A 15,146-nucleotide genomic window follows, 5' to 3' on the forward strand; every position below is an offset into this window, starting at 1 on the left:
TTTTTCTTTTTTGATGCCAGGAACAGTGATGACGCAAAAACCGGTAATGCACAGCGCCCATTGGGGCGCTTTTCATGCCCAGCAACAGGGCGATCGGCTCACCATCGAACCGTTCAAGGGCGATCCCGATCCCAGCCCGCTGCTGCAAAATTTCCACACTGCGTTAAACCATCCGGCGCGCGTATCCCGTCCGATGGTGCGCCGTGGCTGGCTGGAGAACGGCCCGGGCGCGGACGATCGTCGTGGCAACGATGAGTACGTCGCGGTGAGCTGGGATGAAGCTTACGCGCTGGTCACGCGCGAACTGCAACGCGTCGGCGATAAGTACGGCCCGGAAGGCATCTTCGGCGGCTCTTACGGCTGGTCAAGCGCCGGCCGCTTCCATCACGCACAAAGTCAGGTGCATCGCTTCCTCAACACCACGCTCGGCGGCTACGTGCGTTCAGTCAACAGCTACAGTTCCGGCTCCGCGTCGGTGTTGCTGCCGCATATCGTCGGCGACATGAATGAAATTGCCCGTCGCGGCGTCAGTTGGGAAGAGATCGCCCAGCACAGCGACATCGTGTTGGCATTTGGCGGTTTGGCGCTGAAAAACTCGCAGGTCGCCAGCGGCGGTTTAAGCGAACACACCGAGCGCGGCTTTATGCAGCAAGCGGCTGAGCGCGGCACGCGTTTTATCTCGGTCAGTCCGCTGCAAAGCGATCTCCCTGAAGAAGCGCAGGGCGAATGGCTGGCGCTGCGACCGGGCACTGACGCGGCCTTCATCCTCGGCGTGTTATCGGTGTTGATCGCTGAACAGCTGACCGATGAGGCTTTCCTCGCGCGCTACACCGTGGGCTGGCCAGAAATGGCGGCCTACATTCGCGGCGAAGAGGATGGCACGCCGCGCGATGCGGCGTGGGCAGCAGAAATTTGCGGCGTGAGTGCTGCGTTCATCAGCGATTTTGCTCGCCAGCTGCACGGCAAACGCGTGCTGGTGACGGTGGCGCATGCCTTGCAGCGCGCAGAAAACGGCGAACAGCCGGTATGGCTGGGATTGGTGCTGGCGGCCGCACTTGGTCAGCCGGGCTTGCCGGGCGGCGGCTACACCTATGCGCTGGGTGCGCTGGGCCATTACGGTAAGCATCACAATCTGGTGAGTTTTCCGGCGCTACCGCAGGGTAAAAACGGTATCGATCGTCTGATTCCGGTGGCGCGTATCTCCGATATGCTGCTCAATCCCGGCAAGCCGTTTGATTACAATGGCCGCCGTTTAACCTATCCGCACATCCGTCTGGCATATTGGGCCGGCGGCAATCCGTTCCATCATCATCAGGATCTCGCGCGCTTGCGTCAGGCTTTTTGTCAGCTGGATACGCTGATCGTGCATGAGATCGCCTGGACCGCCAGCGCGCGCCATGCCGATATCGTTTTGCCCGCCACCATGACGCTGGAGCGCGAAGACATTGGCGGCGCACCCACCGATCGCCACTTGTTTGCCATGCAACCGGTGGCGCAACCGTTCGGTGAAGCCAAAGATGATTACGCGATTTTCACCGAGCTGGCGCGCCGTGTAGGCCGCGAAGAGGCCTTCACCGAAGGGCGCGATACGCGCGGCTGGTTGCAGCATCATTACGCCCAGCTGCAGCAAAAGCTGGCGGCGCATCAGGTTGAGATCCCCGACTTCGAGAAGTTTTGGCAACAAGGCGTGCTGGAGTTGCCGCAGCTGAAAGACGGCGGCCGTATGATCAACGCGTTCCGCGCCGACCCGGAAGCGTCGCCGTTGCCGACGCCGAGCGGGAAAATTGAAATTTTCTCTGCCACCATCGCCAGCTTTAACTACGAAAACTGTCCGGGACATCCGGTGTGGCGTGAACCGCAGCAGAAACCGAATCCCGATCATCCGTTTTGGTTGATCGCCAATCAGCCGGCGACGCGTTTGCACAGCCAGCTCGATTTTGGTGATTACAGCCTGAGTGGCAAACGCCATGGCCGCGAAGTGTGCAGTTTGCATCCGGCGGATGCGGCCGCGTCAGACATTAATGATGGCGATATTATCGAGCTTTACAACGCGCGCGGCCACGTGCTCGCCAGTGCGCGTTTGACCGAAACCATCATGCGCGGCGTGGTGCAGTTGCCCACCGGTGCCTGGTACGATCCGGTCGATCCCACCGCGCTGCGTCCGCTGTGCCGTCACGGTAATCCCAATGTGTTGACGCTGGATATCGGCACGTCTTCATTGGCACAAGGTTGCAGCGGGCAAATCACCGTGGTGCAGGTGCGGAAATATCGCGGCGAAGTGACGCCGGTACAGGCGTTTATTCCGCCGGGTTGATAATGATTTTCGGCGGGGAAATGCAAAAAGGTCGCCACGAATAGCGTAATGCTAGTCAGTTTAGCCAACGACGAGTGCGCAGGCCGGAGCTTCAGTGAGTGCTGCTAAACAGGGCTCATTTGCCAGAGGCGCTGGCGCGTCTGCAGCGGCAAAAGGGCTATCCGCAGCGCTGAGGCTTTTACGTTGGGCCAGGAGCCTCACGCAGGGATGCGTGAGGCAGTTCGGGGCGGCCAGGACGGCCGATCCTCGAACGATCCGTCGGCACAACGTGAAAGCCGAAGGTACCGCGTAAGCGGCGCGAGGACGGCCCGTGACGCAGCAGATGTGTCAGTGCCCGCACCAGATTAAAAGCAAAATGCTTGCTTAACTCCATTCATGGCGACCTTACGGTTTAGGCGGGATTTGGTGCGCACCTTTGGTTAAGCCGTGGTTTTCCGGTTATGGGTCAAATCTTTCACCGTTTCCGCTGCACGTTTACCGGCAAGGAACGCGTGGTCCGAGTTGTAATATTCCCACTCGCTGTAGCGCCCGGAAAGATGGATGCCTTGCGTCGCCAGCCAGCTACGAATCAGCGTGACGTTGGCGGTGCGTTGATGGTCGTACACCACATAAGCGTACGGCATATCCACTTCGCTGGCGGTAACGATCTCATCATCGGCATTGATGATGCCGACCCGAATACAATCCGCAATGCAGCGTTCAATCAACGCATCGCCTTCGCAAGGAAGCGGCTGATCGTCGCGATAGGTCATTTCGCAGGTCAGGCCAAAACCGCCTTCTGGATTGCAGTGCGGGCTGGCGTTGCCCTGTAAAAAGATGCGGTGGAACAGCGTGTTGCCGGGATAGTAAATCCAGTGTTTGTCGCTGATATTGGCGCGGCCAATGCCCAGATTGACGCAGCGCACCGAGATATGACGCAGTTGCTTCGCCGCTTTCTGCACCGCTTCTGGTGCAAAGCTGCCCATCAATCGCACCAGTTCTGGCAGCGGCAAGGTGCTGATCATCTGGTCATAATGAAACTGTCGACCATCACTTAACAGCACGCGCCGTTGCAACGGCTGAATTTCGCTGACGCCCGCTTCCATCTCCAGCGTGCAGTCCAGATGTGGCAGAAATCCTTCCATTAGCGCCTGAAAACCGCCGCGCAGCGGATAGCCAAAGCGCGCATTGGGGCCGACCGGCTTATCCAGCGGCGCCAGCGCGCCGGAGATGATCTGCTCCAAATCCGGCAGCGGCACGCGTCCGCCGAGCCATGAGGTTTCCATATTCACCAGCGGGGTTTTCCACAGTTTCTGGTTATACGGCAGGGCGAAATGGCGGGCGATGCCTTTGCCCCAGGTACGGAAAATAAAGCTTTCGAAATCTTCGCTCTCCGGCTGACAAACCAGGCTTTCACCATCCGGGATGGCGCCATCGGCGCAGCAATCACGCCGCGCCTCGGTGGCCACCGCCTGTAAAGCGGGAGGCGACGCATAGCGCGCTTCAATCGCGCCTAACACACACTCGCCAATCACTTCGGCAGGCAAACCATGCAGCGCCGACTGAAACGGATAGCGGGTGTAAACATCATGGCTGTAAACCCAGGCTTCACGCGTTTGCCAGTGCTGATTGTCGCCCAGCAGGATATCGTACAGGCGCAACACGTAAGGATCGTTGGAGAACATAATGTGGCCGGCGTGATCGAAGGTGAATCCCTGATCCTCGACCGAACGGCACCAGCCGCCCACGGTGGCATTTTTCTCCAGCACCACTGCGCCCGCGCCGTAGTGATACCCGGCGCTCAACCCCGTTGGCCCGGCCCCCAAAATCAAGCACGCAACGGTATTGTGCGCCAGCGCGGGCGGAGGGGCGGCGGCTATTTCGGGATGGGAAATCTGACGTTGGGTCAGCGCCACGATATGCGCCTGCATCTCATCGGCAGTGCGATCCCACGAGGTTTCCGCTACGCGTGCCGCCATGTTTTTCGCTAGCTGATAGCGGGTTTCCACCGGCATGCTGAGCGCCGCTTCACAGGCCCGAGTAAAGCTCTGATGTGAGTCGGCGATGCTCACCACGTCGGCATAGTGTCGCGCCACATCGGCAATCGCGGTGCTGACAATCGGCAGCTGCGCTGCCATGTACTCCAGCACTTTGGTAGGACTGATAAAGCGCGTCGAAGCATTGAGCGCGAACGGCATCAGGCAAAGATCCCAGCCGGCGAGAAAGTGCGGCAAGGCGGCGTACGGTTGCTGGCCGAACCAGTGCAGATTGCTGCGCTGGGGCAGGCTGGCGGCATCAATTTTCACCACCGGACCGACCATCACGATCTGCCAGTCGGGATGCGCATCGGCCAGCGCGGCAATCAGCGTCAAATCGAGGCGTTCATCAATTACGCCGTAATAGCCGAGGCGCGGTTTTGGCAGGTTTTCCTGCAGCGGATGACTGTTAGTGCGGTCCAGCGCCTGTTCGAAATGTCCCGCATCGACGCTGCTTGGGCAGCAGAAAACCTGCGGATGGCGATGTTTCTTCGCTTCATACAGGCTGGTGCCGCCGGTGAACACCAAATCGGCGCGGCTCAACAGCGCCGATTCACGCTGCTGAAGCTGGCGCGGCGCCTGGTTAAAGGCGGAGAGTTCATCCATGCAGTCATAGATAATCGCGCTCGGTGTAAAGCAGGCCAGCAGCGGTAGCGCCATCGGCGTATAAAACCACACCATCGGCGTTTCATCGTCAGCAAGCAGTTCAGCCAGCAGCGGTTGCAGTACGGCGATTTGGCTATCGTGAAAGCCAGGCGCGGCCACATCGGTATGCGGTTCGATCACCGTCACGTTTGGTGCGGGCTGATATTGGCGTAACGCGGCTTCACCGGGCTGATAAATCGGCTCTTCAATAAACACAATGCGGTGGAACTGGGCGAGGCGCGACAACAGATGCTGTGGACGTTGAAAGACAAATCCCCAACGTAAATGACTGAATACCACTAATACGGATTGTTTCATGACGCTTTCCTCTGGCCTGCTGGCCGCGGTGATCAGACCCTGAAAACGGGCTAATAATCGTTGTGATTGCTGTAATGACGCGGCATAAACCGGGTTCAGCAGACGCTTTTTGTGAGGATCGACATCCCACAATCCGCTGCGTGGCCAGTGTTCGAGATCTTCCCAAAGTGGGCGATCGATAATCGGATAAAGACAGATGCCGCGGATATCACAGCCATTCAGCTGTGCCTGCGCGACATCGGCGGCCACCTGGGCGATCCAGGCGGCGCGTCCGCTGCCGACGTGGCTGGTTTCCGCCAGCAAAATGGGGCGCTGGTAACGCTCAGTTAACTGGGCCAGCAGCGGATGCAGCGGCACGCGGCGCGCATCGCCCAGATGCCATTCCAGTCGGCAGCCGGACCCGGTGAGCCACTGATTGCCGTGGTAATAATTGGCGCCAACCACATCGAGATAGTGCGGTTTGCCGCCGAGTTCCGGCTCGCGCAAACCGACGATCATGTCCCACGCCTGATATTGCGAAGCGTTGATATCCCGGGTGCGCTGCCGACATGCATCGCTGTCTTCATCCGGCACCACGTGAATAATCGGGTCGCAGTGCAGGAAACGCGCACGCGGATCTGCAAGGCGAATGGCGGCGCAACCCGCCAGCGTGGCGCGAATCAATTGACGTTTAATCTCATCGGGATCGGTATGGGCATTGTTACCAAACAGGCCGACAGAAATCCCCCACGCCATAAACGAGATTTCATTCATCGGCGAATAAATGGGTACGTCTTCATAATATTCCGCGAGAAAGCCCGCCATGCGCTGACAAAAAGCGGCGAAGCGCGGCACAAATTCGCTGGAAAATAAGGTTAAGTCATCCGGCCAGCCGTAATGGCAAAAGGTCCAGTTAATTTGCACGCCAAAGGAGCGCGCCGAATTCATGCGTTTTTTTAAACTTTCGAGCGTGGTTTGCGGTTCCATTTCCGCCAGTCGCCAGCCAATACTTTCGCGGGCGGAGGTAATGCCAAACTGCTGCAGCGCGGCGTAATCGTTATGGTATTGCGATAAATGGTCGGTCAACGCATTCATTGAAAGCCGCTCGCCGAAGGGATTGATATGATCCGCTCCCTCATAACCGGCTTGCCAAAAGCTGGAAAATGGCGACATGGAGTTCCCCCGGAATAACATTCAGGAAATAGCAATAAATAAAAGAAGTTAATCGTGTTATAGGGGCGCCATTTAAGGCAACCAGGGAAATCGACTGTTGAACCTAATTCAAATTATAACCACGCTTTGGCTTAGCGCAAATGGCTGAGCTGAAAAGAAAATAAGCCCAGCGTGAGTTTTGCTTATTTAAGTGAAGCGGTGCAAAGAAATGAAGATATTATTGTTGCGCGTTTTCTTACGCTTAACTCACATAATGAAAAGAAGGGTGATGTTTAATTTATTTCATTACTACACTTTAATTAACCCAATTCGGGTTTACGGAGGTACGTATGTCAGAACGTCCAGATGATGATGTAATTCCACTGCCAGGTGATGATGAAACATTACCTGACGAAGATGATGATTTACCCCGCGATACTGAATTCCCTGAAGATCAGCAACCTAAAATCTGAAAATCGGTCGAGCCGCCGCTGGCGGCTCACTATTTAGAGTGCACTCTGCTGTAATTCCCCCATAATACCTCTCCAGGATTCATTTATTTTTTTAACACTTAAGGGAGAGATACGATGGTCAACGACTATTTCACACAGCCACCGATTGGCGTCACGGTTGAGCAGCATAAACGCACCGTTGCGGTTGCGGCGGCATTAGCGGTGGCAAAAGAGTCAGTTAGCGCCTCAACCTCTGCCAGCGGATCAAAGGCATCGTGGGATTTGCAGGCGGTTGCCAATGAGATCGCAAATCTGGCCGATGCCATTCAGGATGCGCTGGAGCCGGTCGAAACGCTTTAAACGAGCAGCTGGGTTAACTGCGCCAGATGCGCGCTGTTAGCCAACTCGCTGCTGTTCAGCAGTTGTTGCTGACGTAGCGGGGATTCCTGCTGCAGTGCCGCGCGCAGCTTGCCTGCGACATCTACCGCATCGGCCAGCGATTGCTGACGTGTGCGGTGATGCTGCAACTGCAAGCCATCGCGTAGCGTAATCGTCACCAGATGAAAACGCAGCGCCGGGTTAATCGCATCCGGTGGCGCACCTTCATCTGGCGTACGACGCACCTTTGCTGCCAGCGGCATCACCTCTTGATTCAACTCGCCTTCGGCAAAATCCTGCAAACGCAAATCGCCATACATCAGCATCGCGGCGATCACATATTCCAGACTGAAACGCGCTTCGATGCCGTTGGTTGGCACGCGCACCGATGCCGCAATATCACCGCCCGGCGGAAACGCCACGCTAATTTCGCTAATGTTTTCCAGCAAACTTTCCAGTGATTTACCGCTCGCCAGCCATTGATTGCGCAAAATGCGCGTGGCTTCGGCGGCGCTGTGCGTACCGGCGCAGGTGGGGAAGGGTTTGAATTCCAGCCCAGGCGCGACGATGCGCCACGGCTGCGCCCAGTGCTCAATCAGTGTTTCCGGCTGCGCCTGGCCATTGCTGGTGGCGGAGATGAAGGCGTCAATCACGCCATCCTGCTTGCCATCAAAGCCTGCCAGCGTCAGCTGTGCGGCGCTCACCGCGCGTTCAGCTGCAAACCCGGCGTGCAGCGGCTTTACCGCCGAACCAAACTGCGCGCGTAAGCCGCTGGCCTGCGTGGTGGCGATGCCGAGCAGCGTCGCGGTGGCAGCCACATCTAACGCCAGCAAACGCGCCAGCGCGGCGGCAGCGGCAACTGTGCCAAGCGTCGCGGTATTGTGATGACCTAAAGCGTAATGCTGCTGGCTGACGGCGAGACCTAAACGTCCGGCAACCTCCACGCCGACCGCATAGGCATCAAGAAACTGATCCAGCTCAGAGGGCTGCAACTGCTGCCAGGCAAAGAGCGCAGGCAGAATCACCACGCTGGGATGCCCGCGAAAATCCGCATGGAAATCATCGTAATCCAGCGCGTGGCTGGCATACCCGAGCAGCAGCGCGTTGGATCGCGCGCTGCCGTCGCCATATACGCTGCGCAGCGCCGGTAATCCGCTGTCTGGCACCTGACCTTGCAGCACCGGCCAGCTGACGGCGAGGAAATCACGCACCCCTTCGCGTGCCGCATTACGTGCGGCGGCGTCCGGTTGGCTGTGAACAATGCGCTCAGCCAGCGCGGCAGTGAGGCTCATCAGCTCACGCTCTTCAGCGCTGCGACCGCCAGATTGGCGAGATAGCGCGACGTCGGCAGCAGCACATCATCATTGATGCGAAACGCCGGATGGTGCAGCGCGTAAGGCTCGCCGGTGCCAATCATCATAAACGCGCCCGGCAGCTGTTGCTGATAGAACGCGAAGTCTTCGCCGATTGGGCTGGCTTCCACCACGCGCGCCTCAAAGCCGCTGGCGCTGGCCTGCTGCAAGGCAAAATCCGCCCAATGCGCATCATTTACCACCGATGGCGGACCCGCGTGCCAGTTGAATTTCACCTCGGCGGCGAAAGCGGCGCCGATACCTTGCACGATTTCACGGAAGCGCTGCTCCAGACGTTCGCGCGTTTCCTGCGAGAAGGAGCGCACCGTGCCTTCCAGCCAGGCGCTATCAGGAATCACGTTCCAGGTGCTGCCGCTGTGAATCTGGGTAATCGAGACCACCGCGTTATCGCCGGATGGCGCATTGCGGCTAATCAGCGTTTGTGCGGCCGAGACAATTTGCGCGGCAATCACAATCGGATCGTTACCCTGATGCGGTTTGGCGGCGTGGCTACCCATGCCGGTGATGCTGATATCAAAGCGATCGACCGCGGCGGTGAGCGGACCGGCTTTGCTGCCAATCACGCCTGGCGGCAGCGACGGATCGTTGTGGATGCCGAAGATTGCCACCGCGTCATCCAGCGCGCCGGTCGCGATCACATCGGGCGCGCCCTGGCCGGTCTCTTCAGCGGCCTGGAACAGAATACGCACGCGACCTGGCAGCGTATCTTCCTGCTGTTTGAGCAGAATCGCTGCCCCCAGCGCCGCCGAACTGTGAAAGTCGTGGCCGCAGGCGTGCATCACGCCGGGACGTTCAGATCGGAAGCTCACATCTGACTGCTCTTCAATCGGCAGCGCGTCAATATCGGAGCGTAACACCATCAATGGGCCACTTTCCGCCCCAATTTCCGCCACTAAACCGGTTTTGAGCGGTAGATCCAGCACGCGAATCTGGTGTTGCTCTAATTGCTGACGAATTCGTGCGGTGGTTTCAAACTCTTGATTGGAGAGCTCGGGAAAACGGTGCAGTTCATGGCGGAAAGCGATCAGCTGTTCGCCTAAGGTGTCGAGAGATTGGCTCATGCTTTTACTCCTTGTTGTGCCGCCTGGCGCGTTAACCACGCATCGTGGGCGCTTTCATCCAGTACTTTCTTCATATATTGCGTGATGTGGCCTTTGCCGAGATCGGTGGTGTGCATCAGCTGGAAACCGCGCTTTTTGTACATCTCGATCAGCCACGGATGGCTGGTGGCGGTGCCGAGCGACACCGCAGGCGCGCGTAACTGGCCCAGCAAGATCTCCTGCTCGAGACGATCCTGCACCTGACGACCAAATTGCTGGCCGGGATAATCGGGATGCGCGCCAAACCAGCCGATATGCGGCAGGCCAAACGGGCCGGGCAGCGGTCCCCACGGATAGCGTACGGTAACGGATGAGACCATCACATCATCAGCATACAGGGCATAAACACCGTGGCTCTGCAGATGACGCAGTGTCTTGGCAAGGTCGGCGGTGGCGGCATCAAATTTAATGCCGAGCGCCAGCGTGGGTGCATACGCGGCATGCATCAGCGCCTGATAGGTTTCCACCTCGTCTTCTCTAACCTGACGAAATTCAAGTGACATAGACATTCCCGGGAAAAAACCGCCATCAGGCGGAGAATCAAAAAACAGGCACCTTCCATAGCGGCGCGATTCATCGCGCAATAAATTGCGCCTCTACGCAAGGTACTCGTCTGTTATAAGGGTTCAGATTACCAGCAAAGCCATTCCCCGCTATATGTGAAAAATAACTAAGCTAATGCGAATTTGTGAAAATGAAATCGCCCCTTTTGCATTGCTTAAATCGTTATTTACCGTAGTATGCAGAAAATACATAGCGCTATAACTATTCTGTATTAACCCTCTGAATTATCTTAATTTAATCCGTTATAGCCTTATTCTTAATCAGGGTGACGCCGTGTTAGCGATCAAATCTCCGCGTGCATATGCACATGAATCCGGTTTGCGTGCGCGCGCCGGTGAATTTATCAAACCTTACGCTTCCCATATTCGCGTCTTTACTTCCCCCCGCGCCTGGCAGGCCGTTAATCCGGAATTAACCCAGAGCCTTGAAGCCAATGATATTCGCTGGGAAATAGAGTATCTGACCGGTGAATGCACCGATGCCGCGATTGAAACCCTGAAGCACAATGTCGAGCGGCAGGGCGCTGAACTGCTGTTTGCGATCGGCGGCGGGCGCGTGCTGGATGCGGCAAAAGCGGTGGGTAGCCAGCTGCCCAATCTCAAGGTGATCAACTTCGCCACGGTTGCCGCGACTTGCGCTGCCTGGTCGCCGGTGGCGATTGTTTACAACGAGCAGGGCGGCCATGTGCGCAGCCAGCCGCTGGGCAAAATGCCGGATTTAGTACTGGTCGATAGCGAGATTATCGCGCGCAGCGACGTGCGTTACCTGAAGGCCGGCATCGTTGATGCGCTGGCAAAATATTATGAGTTCTATCCGTATCAGCGTAACAATCCCAACGATCTGGCGCTGGATCTCAAAGTGATGACCGCCAAACGCGCGCTGGATCTTTATCGCGAGCTGGGCCCGGCGGCGGTAGCCGCTAACCAGCAACAGCAGGTCACGTCGGAGCTGGTGAAAATCATCGATGCCAATATCGTGTTGGCCGGATTAGCCAACAGCGTGCGCGATGTGCTGCCGACGCCAGGTTTTGCTCACGCCATTCACAATCGTCTGACGCATCAGCCGGAATTGCATCAATGGCTGCACGGTGAAAAAGTGGGTTACAGCCTGCTGGTGCAATCGCTGATTGAGCATAACGGCGTGCCGGATGCCGATCTGCTGACGCTGCTGCGTGCGTACGACATGCCGCTGACCTTAGCGCCGTTAACCGGCGACCGCGCGGCGACGATTCGCACCATCGCAGAACAGATTAAATTCCCGGCGGCCAGCGCCGAACGTCTGCCATTCCGCATCTCTGCCGATGCGCTGGAACAGGCGCTGCTGGCGACCGAGAACACGTTTTAAATCGCACCACTTTTTATTGACCAGGACAAATTAATGGCTAACTCACAACAACCACGCCGCATCCGTTTAGGCCTTTTCGTGCAGCCGGTAGGACAACACGTCAGCGGCTGGCGTCTGACGGAAAAGCTCGGCGATCCAACTGACATCGACTGGCTGATCACCATCGCCAAAAAAGCCGAAGCCGGTAAATTCGATCTGTTCTTCGTAGGCGATGCGCTGGCCACCAGCATGTATCGTCTGCCCTCGACCATGGCGCGCCTTGAGCCGCTGACCATGCTGTCGGCGCTGGCGGTGAATACCAAACGCATCGGTCTGGCGGCAACGGCGTCCACCACCTTTAGCGATCCGTTCACCATGGCGCGCAGCTTCTCTTCGCTGGATCACATCAGCCGTGGTCGCGCGGCATGGAACGTGGTGACCTCGTTCTCTACCGATGTAGCGCGTAACTTTAGCCGCAACGATATGCCAAACCATGCCGAGCGTTATGCGCGTGCGCGCGAATTCCTCGAAGTGGCCGACAAGCTGTGGGCCGGTTGGGAAGAGGGCGCGGTGCAGCCGAACAAAGAGACCGGTGCGTACTTTGTTGATGAAAAAATCCAGCCGATTAACCATGAAGGCGAGCACTTCCAGGTGCAGGGTCCGCTGAATATCACCCGTTCGCCGCAGGGGCGTCCGGTGATCATCGAAGCCGGTTCCTCCGCCGATGGTCAGAAACTGGCGGCGGAAACCGCGGAAGTGATCTTCACGGCGGCTGCCAGCCTCGAAGAAGCGCAAACCTTCTACCGTTCGCAGAAAGATCAGGTCATTGCCGCTGGTCGTAATCCGGATCATGTGGTGATTATGCCGGGCGTGATGCCGATTGTGGGCCGCACGCGTGAAGAGGCCAAAGCACTGTGGAAAGAGCTCAACACGCTGGTGGACATCGAAAACGGTCTGCGTCAGCTGTCGCTGCGTTTCAGCATGGATCTCAGCCAGTTCCCGCTGGATGGTCCGGTGCCAGAAGTGCCGCTGGGCGAGGGCAACCAGAGCCGCGTTAAACTGATGACCGATATGGCGAAACGCGAAAATCTGACGCTGCGCGAGCTGGCGGCGGTGGCTGCTGGTTCACGCGGACATCGCGTGATTGTCGGTACCGCCGAAGATATCGCTGACGATTTCGAGCTGTGGATGAACGAGGGCGGCGCGGATGGTTTCAATATCATGCCGGCGATCATGTCCGAGCAGCTGGATCTGTTTGTTGAGCTGGTGATCCCTGAACTGCGCCGTCGCGGCCTGTTCCGTGACGATTACGAGTTCCCCACGCTGCGTGAAAACCTCGGTTTGCCGGTGGTCTAACCCATTCAGGAGCTCAACATGGTCACCTTATCAAAGCGTGTGCAGTCCGTGTCGCTCTCTGCCAATGCGGCGGCGCGTCAACTGACGCGCCAGCTGAAAGAGCAGGGCGTGGATATTCTCGATCTCACCACCGGTGAGCCAGATTTTGATACGCCCGCGCATATTCGCCAGGCGGCGGTGGCGGCAATGGAAGCCGGTGAAACGCGCTACACGCCGACCAACGGCACCACGCCGCTGCGCAAAGCGGTGCTGGCTAAGCTGAAAAATGAAAATCAGCTCGATTATGAGCTGGCGCAAATTTGCATCGCCAACGGTGCCAAACAGATTATCTTCAACGCCTTTGCCGCCACGCTGAATGGAGGCGATGAGGTGATTGTGCCTGTGCCTTATTGGCCGACGTTCCCGGATAGCGTGCGTTTTAACGGCGGTGAGGCGGTGCTGCTGGCTTGTCCGCTGGAGCAGGAATACAAGTTGCAGCCGCAACAGCTGGCGCAGGCGATCACCGCCAAAACCCGCTGGCTGGTGCTGAACAATCCCGGCAATCCTTCTGGTATGGTGTACAGCGCAGATGAGCTGACCGCGCTGGCGACGGTGCTGCGCGATCATCCTGATGTGCTGATCATGCTGGATGAACTCTACGAACATATTCTGTTTGATGGCCGTGAACATATTAGCCTGCTGCACGTTGCGCCGGATTTAGCCGACCGTATTCTGCTGGTGGGCGGCGTGTCGAAAACCTACGCCATGACCGGCTGGCGCATCGGTTTCGGTGCCGGGCCTAAAGCGTTGATCGACGCGATGGTGGTGGTGCAGTCGCAAAACAGCTCCGGTGCCAGCGCGATCAGTCAGGCTGCAGCGGTGGCGGCGTATAACGGTGGACTCGACTTTTTGCCGCCGCAACGCACGGCTTATCAGGATCGCCGCGATGCGATTATGGCGCTGTTAAAGCCGGTGCAGGAAATTGACGTGCTTAATCCTGATGGCGCGTTCTTTATTTTCTGTCGCTGCGCCGGTTTATTAGGTAAAACGCGTCCCGATGGTCAGCAGATCGAAAGCGAGCAGGATGTGATGAATTATCTGCTGGAGAGCGGAGTCTCTGGCGTGGCGGGCAGCGCGTACGGATTATCACCTTATTTCCGTTTGTCGATTGCCACCGACATTGAAACGGTGCGTGAAGCGGGTCGCAGAATTGCGCAGGCCTGTGCGGTTCTGAAATAAGCTTACTGGTAAAGACGTCAGATATTTCCGGGGGATTATCTGACATAACGGTAAGTATGATGCGCAATCCAGTATCGCTTGCCAGGATTATGTCTACGACGTTTTAAAAGCGTATATCAAATAGATTAACGCGCAGAAGTAATAACAAAAAAACGCAGCACTTGTGCTGCGTTTTTACTGTTCATACGCTGTACAGCAAGTCACCGATTAAATCAGGAAATCATCCATTGAACCGCCAGCTTCCAGTGCGGCTTTAATCGGTGACGGCGTACGGCCCTGGCCGGTCCACAATTTCTCGTTCCCCTGTTCGTCGATGAATTTATACTTCGCGGGGCGCGGAGCACGTTTCGACTTGGGTTTGCTTTCCTGGGTAGTTAATTGCGCCAGGTCACTAATATCAATGCCATCTTTCAACAACATCTCTTTATACAGCGCCAGCTTTTCTTCTTTTTCGCGCTGAGCTGCAGTTTCTGCTTCCGCTTCTTCACGGCGCTCTGCGACGACCACGGCGAATTTTTCCAGCATCTCTTCTAATGCTGCGACGTCAATATTACGCGCCTCGGCACGCAGCGTACGAAGATTGTTCAATGCTTTAAGTGCATCGCTCATGTATTAATCCTTATTACTTATTTAACTGGTGTAAAGGGAAGCATTCTACGAGATTTTTTGCCAAAGTAAAATAATCAAACGTGGGCAGAATTGTCTGTAAAATATCCGGGTGATCAGAGATTCTTTTATATTCCATGACGCTTTATCGAGCTATTTGGCTTATTCACGTGACGCGGGAGAGTTAGGGGAATAATAGTGGGTGATTTATTATGCGTGTGTATGCGGTGCGTGTGAAGGTCGCCATAAATGGTTACCGTACACATAAGAATCTGTTCAATTTCACATAGTTGCCGAAAGCCCCGCCATGAACCTTCCTGAAAATAACGTAAGTCAACTATTACTCGTTGAAG

Annotated in this window: 11 protein-coding genes; 6 read left to right on the forward strand and 5 right to left on the reverse strand. The window is 56.8% G+C overall.

Features of this window, described 5'->3' with window-relative positions; translation table 11 throughout:
• The first annotated feature begins 28 nt into the window (after nucleotides 1-28).
• Nucleotides 29-2,314: a molybdopterin-dependent oxidoreductase gene (locus tag P6287_RS20805; RefSeq protein WP_277975282.1), complete on the forward strand. Its 2,286-nt coding sequence runs from the start codon at nucleotides 29-31 to the stop codon at nucleotides 2,312-2,314.
• Between the two features lie 419 nt (nucleotides 2,315-2,733).
• On the opposite strand, the gene P6287_RS20810 is transcribed toward P6287_RS20805, so the two are convergent.
• Nucleotides 2,734-6,444: an FAD-dependent oxidoreductase gene (locus P6287_RS20810; RefSeq protein ID WP_277975283.1), complete on the reverse strand. Its 3,711-nt coding sequence runs from the start codon at nucleotides 6,442-6,444 to the stop codon at nucleotides 2,734-2,736.
• Nucleotides 6,445-6,773: 329 nt separating this feature from the next.
• Here P6287_RS20810 and P6287_RS20815 point away from each other — a divergent pair, with 329 nt between their 5' ends.
• Entirely contained in the window at nucleotides 6,774-6,896 is a 123-nt protein-coding gene (locus tag P6287_RS20815; RefSeq protein WP_255421536.1) for a hypothetical protein, read from the forward strand.
• Between the two features lie 114 nt (nucleotides 6,897-7,010).
• Nucleotides 7,011-7,235, forward strand: a complete 225-nt coding sequence (locus P6287_RS20820) for a hypothetical protein (RefSeq protein ID WP_007890034.1) — start codon at nucleotides 7,011-7,013, stop codon at nucleotides 7,233-7,235.
• Here the strand turns inward: P6287_RS20820 and P6287_RS20825 are convergent.
• The 3 genes from P6287_RS20825 to P6287_RS20835 are packed head-to-tail and all read right to left on the reverse strand — an operon-like array spanning nucleotide 7,232 to nucleotide 10,229.
• Nucleotides 7,232-8,545, reverse strand: coding sequence for an MmgE/PrpD family protein (locus P6287_RS20825; protein ID WP_277975284.1), 1,314 nt, complete (start codon nucleotides 8,543-8,545; stop codon nucleotides 7,232-7,234). The genes P6287_RS20820 and P6287_RS20825 overlap by 4 nt on opposite strands.
• Entirely contained in the window at nucleotides 8,545-9,687 is a 1,143-nt protein-coding gene (locus P6287_RS20830) for an amidohydrolase (RefSeq protein ID WP_210080228.1), read from the reverse strand. The genes P6287_RS20825 and P6287_RS20830 overlap by 1 nt, the downstream gene beginning before the upstream one ends.
• A complete protein-coding gene (locus P6287_RS20835; protein ID WP_101761773.1) occupies nucleotides 9,684-10,229 on the reverse strand; it encodes a GNAT family N-acetyltransferase in 546 nt (181 codons plus the stop codon). Before P6287_RS20835 ends, P6287_RS20830 begins: the two co-directional genes overlap by 4 nt.
• Before the next feature lie 334 nt (nucleotides 10,230-10,563).
• Between P6287_RS20835 and P6287_RS20840 the strand changes: the two genes are divergently transcribed.
• From P6287_RS20840 to P6287_RS20850, 3 genes are read left to right on the forward strand one after another with little or no spacing between them, the layout of a single operon-like run.
• A complete protein-coding gene (locus tag P6287_RS20840; protein WP_277975285.1) occupies nucleotides 10,564-11,634 on the forward strand; it encodes an iron-containing alcohol dehydrogenase family protein in 1,071 nt (356 codons plus the stop codon).
• Between the two features lie 33 nt (nucleotides 11,635-11,667).
• Complete coding sequence (locus P6287_RS20845; protein ID WP_277975286.1) at nucleotides 11,668-12,969, forward strand: LLM class flavin-dependent oxidoreductase; 1,302 nt, start codon at nucleotides 11,668-11,670, stop codon at nucleotides 12,967-12,969.
• 18 nt (nucleotides 12,970-12,987) lie between these two features.
• Nucleotides 12,988-14,187, forward strand: coding sequence for an aminotransferase class I/II-fold pyridoxal phosphate-dependent enzyme (locus P6287_RS20850; RefSeq protein ID WP_277975287.1), 1,200 nt, complete (start codon nucleotides 12,988-12,990; stop codon nucleotides 14,185-14,187).
• 207 nt (nucleotides 14,188-14,394) lie between these two features.
• Here P6287_RS20850 and P6287_RS20855 read toward each other — a convergent pair whose 3' ends face one another.
• Complete coding sequence (locus P6287_RS20855) at nucleotides 14,395-14,796, reverse strand: H-NS family nucleoid-associated regulatory protein (RefSeq protein ID WP_101761355.1); 402 nt, start codon at nucleotides 14,794-14,796, stop codon at nucleotides 14,395-14,397.
• Between the last annotated feature and the right edge of the window lie 350 nt (nucleotides 14,797-15,146).

This window comes from Pantoea sp. X85 (genome assembly GCF_029623675.1).
GTDB lineage: Bacteria > Pseudomonadota > Gammaproteobacteria > Enterobacterales > Enterobacteriaceae > Pantoea > Pantoea leporis.

Coding starts and splice junctions, on each gene's coding strand:
- P6287_RS20805 (WP_277975282.1), top strand. CDS start 29: ATGACGCAAAAACCGGTAATGCACAGCGCCCATTGGGGCGCTTTTCAT.
- P6287_RS20810 (WP_277975283.1), bottom strand. CDS start 6,444: ATGTCGCCATTTTCCAGCTTTTGGCAAGCCGGTTATGAGGGAGCGGAT.
- P6287_RS20815 (WP_255421536.1), top strand. CDS start 6,774: ATGTCAGAACGTCCAGATGATGATGTAATTCCACTGCCAGGTGATGAT.
- P6287_RS20820 (WP_007890034.1), top strand. CDS start 7,011: ATGGTCAACGACTATTTCACACAGCCACCGATTGGCGTCACGGTTGAG.
- P6287_RS20825 (WP_277975284.1), bottom strand. CDS start 8,545: ATGAGCCTCACTGCCGCGCTGGCTGAGCGCATTGTTCACAGCCAACCG.
- P6287_RS20830 (WP_210080228.1), bottom strand. CDS start 9,687: ATGAGCCAATCTCTCGACACCTTAGGCGAACAGCTGATCGCTTTCCGC.
- P6287_RS20835 (WP_101761773.1), bottom strand. CDS start 10,229: ATGTCACTTGAATTTCGTCAGGTTAGAGAAGACGAGGTGGAAACCTAT.
- P6287_RS20845 (WP_277975286.1), top strand. CDS start 11,668: ATGGCTAACTCACAACAACCACGCCGCATCCGTTTAGGCCTTTTCGTG.
- P6287_RS20850 (WP_277975287.1), top strand. CDS start 12,988: ATGGTCACCTTATCAAAGCGTGTGCAGTCCGTGTCGCTCTCTGCCAAT.
- P6287_RS20855 (WP_101761355.1), bottom strand. CDS start 14,796: ATGAGCGATGCACTTAAAGCATTGAACAATCTTCGTACGCTGCGTGCC.